Raw genomic sequence first — 9,038 nt, forward strand, 5'->3', positions numbered from 1 at the left:
TCCAAGTTTTAGAATGTCAGACACAAATACTTCTAGTATCTTTAACGTTAAAGCATTTCCTAATCCTTTTGCAACGCACTTTAATTTAGACATTGAGAGTTCTAGTGACGCTCAAGTAGAGATGAAAGTGTATGATATGATAGGACGTCAATTAGAAGTTCGTAAAGCTACCTCATCAGAACTAAGTGTTCAAGAAGTAGGTCGCAATTATCCAGCAGGTATATACAATGTAGTTGTATCTCAAGGAGAAAAAGTGAAATCATTACGAATGGTTAAAAGATAAGTTTTAAATAACTTAAAATTTGAAACGCCTCATGAAAATTGAGGCGTTTTTTTTTACTTTAACCCATTACATAAATTACCAAAGTAGATTATAAGATAATGAAATAAAACAATAAGAACTTTGTAAATACATTTTTATAATTCATAGTTATAGTTTTATTATAATACTGTAATTAAATCACTTAAATAATTAATAATTAAGATATTTACCCTATTGGGATAATAAATAAAATTATTTATACAACATTACCTCAACATTCTTTATAAAACAACATAATAATAGCAGTCTTCAAAAAAGTATTATAAGTCAAAACCATTGAATTTATAAGGGTTTTACTAAATTACAACGTTGTAATTGGCTTTTGTATAGTTTTTGTATATGTAAAATAGCTTTGAAATTGGAGATATGTAACTAATTTTGTATGGGTGCGTATTATGAATTTGGATTAGTGAAAATTACCTTTAATAATTTCTGAATTAATACCACTTCATTAAATCTTTAATAAATTTCATTTATTTAATATAAAAAAAAGAATCAATACCAAACAATTAAATTGACAACTCCCCAACTGATTGATGGTAATTAAAATGAAAAAAAATGAAAACCTTAAAATCTCTATTATTGACTTTATTAGTTGTATTTACAGTAACTAAAACGAATGCACAAGTTGGAATAGGCACTACAAATCCTTTTGCTGCTTTAGATGTATTTTCAGGAACTGATGGGCTATTAATTCCTAGAGTGGCACTAACAGCAACAACCACAGTATCACCTGTTCTTACAGGTACTGAATCTGAAATAGTGTATAACACAAATACGGCTGGCGATGTAACTCCTGGTTTTTATTACTTAAGTACCAACACTGGCCCTTGGGTTAGACTAGCGGGTGGAGCAACAAATTCTTGGCTTATAACAGGAAATTCTGATATAGTTGATGGTACGAATTTTTTAGGGACAACTAATAGCGTTGATGTTGCTTTTAGAAGAAATAATTTAGCCGCAGGAAAAATTGGAGCTACAAGCACTTCTTTTGGTGTTAGTGCTTTAAATGCTAATACAACAGGCACCGATAATGTAGCTGTGGGCAATGGAGCACTAGCAGCCAATACAACTGGAATACAAAACACGGCAGTTGGTTTTAATGCGCTACAACAAAAAACAACAGGTCCTGCAAATACAGCTATTGGCTGGAGTGCTTTAAACGCAGTTGGGACTTTTGAACGTGTTACAGCGGTAGGCTTCGAAGCTTTGAAAGCGAACATTGCAAACAATAACACAGGAATTGGTTTTCAGGCATCGGGGGCAAATACAACTGGTACAAGTAATACATCTCTTGGTTATCAAGCTAGTTCCTTAAACACAGCTGGAATTAATAATACCAGTGTTGGTCATTTGGCTGCTTATAGCAATCAGTCATCTAATAACACCGCGATAGGCTATAATGCATTGTTTGCAGCTGCTGGTGCGGAGAATACGGCTGTGGGTTCTGGTGCTTTGGCTGCAAATACAGGAACAGGTAGTGTTGCTGTTGGATATAATGCTTTGGATGCTAGTACAGGAAATTACAATGTAGGTATAGGATTAAATGCTTTAGGGGCAAATTCAACAGGGATAAATAGTACAGCTGTTGGAGCAGCTGCTTTGGCTTCAAATACAGGATCGGGTAATACTGGCATTGGATATGGAGCTTTAGCTTTTAATACAGCTTCGACTGGTCTTACTGCTGTGGGTCAAAATGCTCTTCTTTTGAATACTGGAGCAAACAATACAGCAGTGGGTGACAATGCATTAGCGGCAAATACTACTGGTACTTCAAATACGGCAGTAGGATACGCTTCGGGAGATAATCTTATTACCTCTGATAATACTGCAGTAGGTTTTAATGCTTTAGGCGCTATTGCTGGTGCAAATAATGTTGCCGTAGGTTCTGGAGCCTTAGCGGTTAGCACGGCAGCTGATAATACAGCTTTGGGTTACAATGCTTTAACAACAAACTCAACAGGAAATAATAATATAGCTTTAGGTATTCGTGCTTTAGATACAAATACTACCGGATCGCAAAATATAGCAGTAGGAGCTGATGCTTTAGGTGCAAACGTTGGTGGTTCTGCAAACGTTGCAGTAGGTTATAACGCTTTATTAAATTACGTTGGTGGTAATAACACTGTTGCAATAGGTTATGAAGCGGGATGGAGTAATACAGCAGGAAATGCCACACTAATTGGTCATCAAGCTGGAAGAAGTAATACTGGAGGTAACCTAGTAGCTGTTGGTATTACAGCTGGTCGTCTTAATGCTGGAGCTGATAATGTATATATTGGCAACAACGCTGCTGGAAATAGTAGTAATGGAGCTTCAGGGAATAATGTAGCAATTGGTACGAGAGCGATGCAAGGTAACGCTAACGTACAATCACAAAACGTTGCAATTGGATACCAAGCGATGATTAATGCTTCTTCGGCGAGTAACAATACAGCAATAGGCTGGAATGCTTTGCAAGGAATGGTCAGTGGTACTGGAAATGTTGCCATAGGACAGGGTGCTAGACTTAATTTTACTTCATCTAATAATGTTGCTGTAGGTAATAATTCACTTAGGGATTCATCTGGTTCAGGTAACGTAGGTATAGGAGATAACGCAGGAAGTGCCATTACTACTGGAACAAACAATATTGTTATAGGAACTAGTGCACAAGCTTCATTAGCGACAACAGATAACAGCGTAACTTTAGGGAATGGAGCTATTGCAACTTTCAGATGTTCTGCACCAGCAATTACAGCTTTATCTGACAGAAGAGATAAAGCTAATATTAAAAAATTATCAGAAGGGATTGATTTTATAAAAAAATTAAAACCGGTAACTTACACCTGGAATACTAGAGATAAATTAAAAGTAGGTGTTAAAGCTTCGGGCTTTATAGCACAAGATTTATTAGAATTACAAAAAAATTCTTCTATTGGAGATAATCTAGATTTAGTAGATGATGAAAATCCTGAAAGATATGAAGCTCGATACGGAAACTTACTTCCTGTAATGATTAGCGGGATGCAAGAACAACAAGAACTTATAGAACAGCTTCAAAAAACTAATGCTGAGCTTGTAAAAGCCAATGCTGCGATATTAAAACGCTTAGAGAAATTAGAAAAAAGTAAGAGTGATTAATTTCCAAAAAAAGGAAAAACCACTCTTACCAACCTAAAACAACAAACAATCTTCTAGCTTTTCGCTTGATAAATCCTATAATTTTGGGTAGTTACTCTTGCTTTTAAATCGTGCATTAAATTGTATAATCCAAAAAAGGTTCTATTAATATACAAAAAATGCTTAGAGCCCCTATTGCCATTCATTTTTCGTAATTGGGTGTCCTTAGTAAAATCTTCTCCCATAACGGCTATTTCAGCAAAAAAATCTTCATCAGAGAAATCGAAATAATCACTATGAAAAGGTTTAGTAAACAAACTTAACAGTCGATGAAAAATTCCTGTAAAATAGTCTATCTCAGATGGAGAATCGTCTGAGCGCAATATCTCTAATTCATATAATTTTTCATTAAATAACAAAGGATTATTAATTACTTTTGGGTCTGCCAACTCAAAATAAGGAAAATAAAACTCGTCAGGAACTTTCTTGATACAACCAAAATCGATTGGCATTAAGTTTGCCTCATTATCTATTAAAAAGTTACCAGGATGCGGGTCAGCATGCACTTGCCGTAATTCATGCATTTGAAACATATAAAAGTCCCATAAAGCTTGCCCTAATTTATCTCCTTTTGTTTTATCAGTATTTTTAGCTACAAATTCAGAGAGGTGCTCCCCTTCCATCCAATCCATTGTTAAAATTTTTTCGGAAGACAACTCTGGGTAATAGTTGGGAAATCTTAAATTAGCAATGTCTTTGCAAGCATTTGCCATTTCTATACTTTGCTTTAGCTCTAAAATATAGTTGGTCTCTTCAAGCAATTTATTTTCAACTTCTATGAAATATTTTTCAGAATCTTTCCCTTTCAGATTGAACATTCTAGTTGCAAAGGGTTTCACTAAAGCCAAATCTGAACTAATACTATCAGCAACTCCAGGATATTGAATTTTTACAGCTAATTTCTTTCCGTTTTTTGTAGCAACATGTACCTGACCAATACTAGCCGCATTTATAGAATTTGGAGTAAAAGAATCGTAAATTTCTTCTGGAAACTTTCCTAAATATTTCTTGAACGTTTTTCTAACCAATGGCGCCGATAAAGGAGGTACTGAAAATTGTGATAAGGAAAACTTGTCTACATAAGCCTGTGGCATAATGCTTTTGTCCATACTAAGCATTTGAGCCACTTTAAGAGCACTTCCTTTTAAGTTTTGCAAACCATCATAAATGTCTTCGGCATTGTTTTCATTCAATTTATCTTTGGTTAAGGACGGATTAACAATTTTCTCGCCATAATAGGCCATATAGTTTCCTCCAACTTTAAATCCCGTTTTTACGAGTTGGCTGGCACGTTCTATTTTTCCTATTGGAATTTTATCTAATGTTTTCATTTTATAGTGCTCGTAATAAATTACATTTTACGTTCTTTCCACAGAAATTTACCCAAATCAAATAAGCTCTCTAACGGTTTTGTGTTTAATAAATCTACTACTGTATTTACAGATTTTTCGATAACAATGTCTGTTTTTTCAAAACTTTTAGAAGTATCGTCTATCCAAAATTTTAAAATAAATAAAAACTGAATCCAAGCTCCTTCAGAAAAAACTGGTTTGGTAATTTTTTCTAGCTTAACAAAGCTTTCGTTCGTATTATCTTCGATAATTTCAACCACGAACGTTTTAAATAAACTTCTAAATTGTTTCAAATCTTTTAAGTTTTTCAATCCATCGTTATTCTCTTGTAGCGAGAACAGCACATAGCTCCTATTTAGTGTCATGATTTCGAATAGCGTAAAAAACAAAGTCAACAATTTATTCTTATCGGTATAGGCACTATAATTCTCGTCCTTTTCGATGGAAGCAATGGCATTTTCGAAAAATTTAGCCCAAATGGCTTGCTTTACAGCACTAAAGGATCCAAAAAAAGAATAAAAATCTGATTCTTCAATTGCGTTTTCTTTACAAAAGAGATATACGTTTTTTGGTCTATGATTATTTTCTAAAACTGAGTTCATATACATCGTAATGATATGATTGTCATCTATTGCATTTTTTTTGGAAGAAGCTTTTTTTGTAGTTGCCATAGTATTGTATTTTAAAACTTGTGTAAAGATACATTTTGTTTAATACATACTAATAATTGTTAAACAAAATATTGTGTTAAATTTTAAGCAAAAAAAAGCTGTTTCTAAACGAAACAGCTTTTAGCTTTATAAAAAGTAAAATTATTTGCCTTCTTCAGCGTCGTGAACCATTTTTTCATTAGCAGTAATAGCAAACTCAACGCGACGATTTTGGCTTCTTCCTTCTGGAGTATCATTTGGAGCAATTGGATCTGCAATTCCTAAGCCAGTAATATTAAATCTACTTGCCAATAAACCTTTACTTGATAAATAATTTCTAACCGAAGTAGCTCTTTGTTCTGATAATTTTAAATTATGTGCAGCAGAGCCAGTGCTATCAGTATACCCGTAAATAACAATATTAGTATCTGGATATTCATTAAATACTTTAACCAATTTATCTAAATTAGCTTTAGCTGTAACAGTTAAAGTTGATTTATTGGTATCAAAACGAACTGCATTTTCATTTAAAACCAATTTAATCCCCTCACCAACTCGCTCTACCTGCGCTCCAGGAATTGCTGTATCTATTTCTCTAGCTTGCTTGTCCATTTTATTACCAATGATGCCACCCGCTGCTCCTCCAATAACTCCTCCTAGTACAGCCCCAAGAGCTCCGTTACCCCCTTTTCCAACATTATTTCCAAGTATTCCGCCTATAATTGCGCCGCCTACAGCACCAATCCCTGCTCCTCTTTGTGTTTTATTGGTATTTTTAACTGCTTCACAACTTGTAAATATAGTGCTCAATGTCACTAATACTATTCCTGAAAGTATTGTAATTTTTTTCATCTTTATATTTTATTTAGTTTTTTTGAAATTGATAAATCACATCGGTCATTTTTCCTCCTACGTTAATCTTATCAACGAGTTGAAATGAGGTTTCAGTAACATTGGCAACATTCAAGACATATCCGTCTCTTACTCTTTTAGCTTTATCTCCAGCTGATAATACTTTCATTACAAACTGACCTTCTTTATTTATAAACCAAGTGATATCAGAAGCGAAACTGGTGCAAGAAGCATTTGTCAAGGCCATAGTTCCTTTATTATTGTTGGATATAAATTTCCATGTGCTTCCTACAAAACATTTAGAGTCAGCAATATCAAAAGAATTAACTTTAATAAACTCTGAACCTGGGTAACTTACATTAGCAATTGACCAATTTCCTTTAATAACTCTTTCAGTTTTATTATCTACCTTAGAATTGGTAACTGACTTCGATTTACATCCAATCATGAATAATGAAATGGACAATACTAAAATCATTTTTTTCATAACTATAAATTTAAAATTTAATTAGTACAAATGTACAACGCATTTGCATTTATCTCCTTTCATGTTATATATTTTTTATGAAAATAAATGGTTACGACAATTTGTCACTTATTAGTGTTTGGTATCTTATTTGACTACTATAAAAAAAATAACTTAAAAAATTTACAAATATGACAACAGGAAAAATTAATGTTTCGGTAGAAAACATCTTTCCCTTAATCAAGAAATTTTTATACAGCGATCACGAAATATTTTTACGTGAGTTGATTTCTAACGGAACAGATGCTACACTAAAATTAAAACACTTAACCAGTATTGGAGAGACTAATGTAGAATATGGCAATCCTATTTTAGAAGTTAAGATTGACAAAGAAGGCAAAAAACTACACATCATTGATCAAGGAATTGGAATGACCTCTGATGAAGTAGAAAAATACATCAATCAATTGGCTTTTTCAGGTGCCGAAGAGTTTTTAGAAAAATACAAAGACACGGCTAAAGATTCAGGAATTATTGGACATTTTGGTCTAGGTTTCTATTCTGCCTTTATGGTGGCTTCAAAAGTAGAAATTATTACTAAATCTTACAAAGACGAACCAGCAGCACACTGGACTTGTGACGGAAGCCCTGAATTTTCGTTAGAACCAGCTGACAAAACGACTCGTGGTACAGAAATTATTTTGCATATTGCTGAAGATTCTTTAGAATTTTTAGAAGAATTCAAAATCAAAGAATTACTGAATAAGTATAATAAGTTTATGCCTATTCCGATTAAATTTGGAACAAAAAAAGAAACCCTTCCTTTAGCTGATGATGCTCCAGAAGATGCAAAAGCAGAGACCATTGAGGTAGACAATTTCATTAACAATACCAACCCTGCTTGGACTAAACAGCCAACAGAGTTAACTGATGAGGATTACAAGAATTTCTACCACGAATTATATCCTATGCAATTTGAAGAACCGCTATTCAATATTCATTTGAATGTTGATTATCCGTTTAACTTAACCGGAATATTATACTTCCCTAAGTTAGGTTCTGATATTCAAATACAAAAAGATAAAATTCAACTCTACCAAAATCAGGTTTATGTAACTGATAATGTTGAAGGTATCGTTCCAGAATTTTTAACGATGCTAAAAGGAGCTATAGATTCTCCAGATATTCCCTTGAATGTTTCTCGTTCTAGTTTACAAGCTGATGGTGCTGTAAAGAAAATATCAAACTACATTACTCGTAAAGTAGCTGATAAATTGAAATCATTATTCAATGAAAACCGTGAAGATTTTGAGAAAAAATGGAACGATATTAAAATTGTTTTAGAATACGGAATGTTATCTGAAGACAAGTTTTATGAAAAAGCGGGAGCCTTTGTTTTGTATCCTACTGTTGATGATAAATTTTATACTCTAGAAGAATTAAAAGAAAATCTGAAAGAGAAACAAACCGATAAAGACGGAAAATTAGTTGTTTTATATGCTGGAAATAAAGAAGCACAACATTCATATATAGAGATTGCAAAAGATAAAGGCTATGAAGTGTTATTGTTAGACTCGCCTATTATTTCGCATTTAATTCAGAAACTAGAAAGCGATAATAAAGAGGTGACTTTTGTTCGTGTAGATTCAGATCATATTGACAATTTAATTAAGAAAGAAGAAAATGCTATTTCTAAATTATCAGATGAAGAAAAAGAAAGCTTAAAAACAGTACTTGAAACTATCGTTCCTAAACAAACCTATTCGGTTCAACTAGAAGCTTTAGATAGCAACGCTTCTCCATTTATTATAACGCAACCTGAATTTTTGCGTCGTATGAAAGAAATGAGTCAATCAGGTGGTGGCGGAATGTTCGGAATGGGAAATATGCCAGAAATGTATAATTTAGTGGTAAACACCAACTCTGAATTGGCCACCAATATTTTAAATACGGAGGACAAATCACATCAAGAGCATTTAGTAAAACAAGCATTAGATTTAGCTAAATTGTCTCAAAATTTATTAAAAGGCGAAGCTTTAACTGCTTTTGTAAAAAGAAGTTTCGAAATGATTAAATAGTTGTAACCTTATTATAATCTAAAAATCCTGTAACTCAACATTACAGGATTTTTTATATAAAATTTTAAGGTATAAAACCCGTTGGGTGTAATTAAATTATTTGATTTTTAATATTGTTTATAGGTCTGTCAAAAATGAATTTATTGATATACTGAA

The 9,038-nt window shown here is 33.0% G+C and carries 7 protein-coding genes; 3 read left to right on the top strand and 4 right to left on the bottom strand.

Annotation, left to right across the window (positions count from 1 at the left end):
* Both ACFQ0S_RS11615 and ACFQ0S_RS11620 read left to right on the top strand, forming a co-directional pair.
* The coding region (locus ACFQ0S_RS11615; RefSeq protein WP_379819103.1) for a T9SS type A sorting domain-containing protein at positions 1-283 on the top strand (283 nt) is incomplete at its 5' end.
* Between the two features lie 597 nt (positions 284-880).
* Entirely contained in the window at positions 881-3,445 is a 2,565-nt protein-coding gene (locus ACFQ0S_RS11620) for a tail fiber domain-containing protein (RefSeq protein ID WP_379758292.1), read from the top strand.
* Between the two features lie 53 nt (positions 3,446-3,498).
* Here the strand turns inward: ACFQ0S_RS11620 and ACFQ0S_RS11625 are convergent, their stop codons facing one another.
* The 4 genes from ACFQ0S_RS11625 to ACFQ0S_RS11640 form a co-directional block, all read right to left on the bottom strand.
* Positions 3,499-4,815, bottom strand: a complete 1,317-nt coding sequence (locus ACFQ0S_RS11625) for an ABC1 kinase family protein (RefSeq protein ID WP_379758289.1) — start codon at positions 4,813-4,815, stop codon at positions 3,499-3,501.
* Between the two features lie 20 nt (positions 4,816-4,835).
* Positions 4,836-5,507 carry a TetR family transcriptional regulator C-terminal domain-containing protein gene (locus ACFQ0S_RS11630; protein ID WP_379758286.1) on the bottom strand — a complete coding sequence of 224 codons (672 nt, stop codon included), beginning with the start codon at positions 5,505-5,507 and terminating at the stop codon, positions 4,836-4,838.
* A gap of 141 nt (positions 5,508-5,648) precedes the next feature.
* Positions 5,649-6,338, bottom strand: coding sequence for an OmpA family protein (locus tag ACFQ0S_RS11635; RefSeq protein WP_379758283.1), 690 nt, complete (start codon positions 6,336-6,338; stop codon positions 5,649-5,651).
* 13 nt (positions 6,339-6,351) lie between these two features.
* Positions 6,352-6,825, bottom strand: a complete 474-nt coding sequence (locus tag ACFQ0S_RS11640; protein WP_379758280.1) for a hypothetical protein — start codon at positions 6,823-6,825, stop codon at positions 6,352-6,354.
* Positions 6,826-6,995: 170 nt separating this feature from the next.
* On the opposite strand from ACFQ0S_RS11640, the gene htpG reads away from it, so the two are divergent.
* Positions 6,996-8,882 carry a molecular chaperone HtpG gene (gene htpG / locus ACFQ0S_RS11645; RefSeq protein WP_379758277.1) on the top strand — a complete coding sequence of 629 codons (1,887 nt, stop codon included), beginning with the start codon at positions 6,996-6,998 and terminating at the stop codon, positions 8,880-8,882.
* The last annotated feature ends 156 nt before the right edge of the window (positions 8,883-9,038 follow it).

The sequence above is a fragment of the Flavobacterium myungsuense genome (assembly GCF_042677265.1).
GTDB classification, from domain to species: Bacteria; Bacteroidota; Bacteroidia; order Flavobacteriales; family Flavobacteriaceae; genus Flavobacterium; species Flavobacterium myungsuense.